Source organism: Nocardia sp. NPDC003979 (genome assembly GCF_053605015.1).
Map to the genome: position 1 here is coordinate 1 of NZ_JBSGIJ010000050.1, position 1,459 is coordinate 1,459.

Annotated in this window: 1 protein-coding gene; it reads right to left on the reverse strand. The window is 64.4% G+C overall.

Features of this window, described 5'->3' with window-relative positions; all coding sequences use genetic code 11:
* Nucleotides 1-22: 22 nt before the first annotated feature.
* Complete coding sequence (locus ACWEVR_RS33975) at nucleotides 23-1,228, reverse strand: IS110 family transposase (RefSeq protein WP_452470205.1); 1,206 nt, start codon at nucleotides 1,226-1,228, stop codon at nucleotides 23-25.
* Nucleotides 1,229-1,459 lie beyond the last annotated feature (231 nt).

Sequence of the window (1,459 nt, forward strand, 5' to 3'; positions counted from 1 at the left end):
GAGGAGATTCTCAATGATGTTGTCAAGCCGCGGCGACCCTGATTTGGGGTTGGTATGCCGTGCCAGTTCGCATCATGGCCCACAACACGTTCAGACGTCGGCGAGCCAAGGCGATCACGGCTTGGGTGTGGTTCTTGCCCTCGCTTCTCTTCCGCTGGTAGAAGGTGCGAGAGACCGGGTCGTGGATCGTCGCGACCTGGGCAGCGAGGTAGCACGCTCGCAGCAGGCGCCGGTCGTAGCGGCGTGGCCGTTTGAGGTTGCCGCTGATGCGGCCGGAGTCACGAGGGACCGGAGCCAACCCAGCGACGCCGGCGAGGCGGTCGACGCTGTCGAACGCGGTCATGTCCCCGCCGGTCGCGGCCAGGAACTCCGCGCCCAGCAAGACACCGAATCCAGGCATGCTCAGGATGGTTTCGGCGTGGCGGTGGCGGCGAAATCGGGCCTCGATCATCGCGTCGATCTCACCGATCTCGATCTCGAGGTCCATCACCTCCTTCGCCAAACGGGCGACCATCGCCGCGGCCAGTTGCTGACCGACCACGGTCGTGTTCTGGGCCTTCGCGGCTTCGATCGCGGTCGCGGCGACGCGTGCGCTGGTGCGAGCACCGTGTTTTTTCAGCCAGGCCGTCAGCCGAGTCTCGCCCAGGCGGCGAATGGTCTCGGGTGTTTGGTAGCCGGTGAGCAGGATCAACGCCGCCTTGTTGGCACGCAAGTCGAACGCGCGTTCCAGAGCGGGGAAGTATTCGAGCAGCTGAGCGCGCATTCGGTTGATCGCCCGGGTCCGATCACAGCCCAGATCGGTGCGTCGCGAAGTCAGAATCCGCAGCTCGACGGCGGTTTCGTCGCCTACTCGCAACGGTTGCAGATCCCGGCGCATCCGAGCTTGGTCAGCGATGATCGCGGCGTCTTTCGCGTCGGTCTTGCCGTCACCTCGGTAGGTTCCCGATGCCCAGTGCACGGTCCGGCCCGGGATATAGAGCAGGCGTTGATCACGCTCGGCGAGTATCGCGATGAGCAGGGCCGCACCGCCGTGGTTGAGGTCGATCGCCCAGGTGATCTCGGCGTCGGTGGCCAGTCCGTCGACGGTGTCGATCAGCTCTGCGAGCGGCTGTTCGTCGTTGATCACCCGCCGCGAGAGCAAGCGGTTGCCATCGGTGTCGATGACGACGCAGTGGTGGGCCGATTTCCCGGCGTCGATTCCTGCCCACAGTTGTTGTTGCACAAGCACTCCTGTCGTCGCCGGTCTGTCGAGTTGTCCCGCAGACGACTGCGCCGTCGTGTCCTTACGAAGCGATCGGGTCGCGTATCTCAATTAGCGGTCGAGTCGTCGCGGAGTGCCGGGCGGCCAATCTCCTCGAGCCATCAGGGGCAACTCCATGAAAGCCATACCCGGCACTCCCGGGTGCTGGAAAGCCTATGGCAGCCAGTGGCTTACAGCACCCACGAAGAAAGGTAAGGA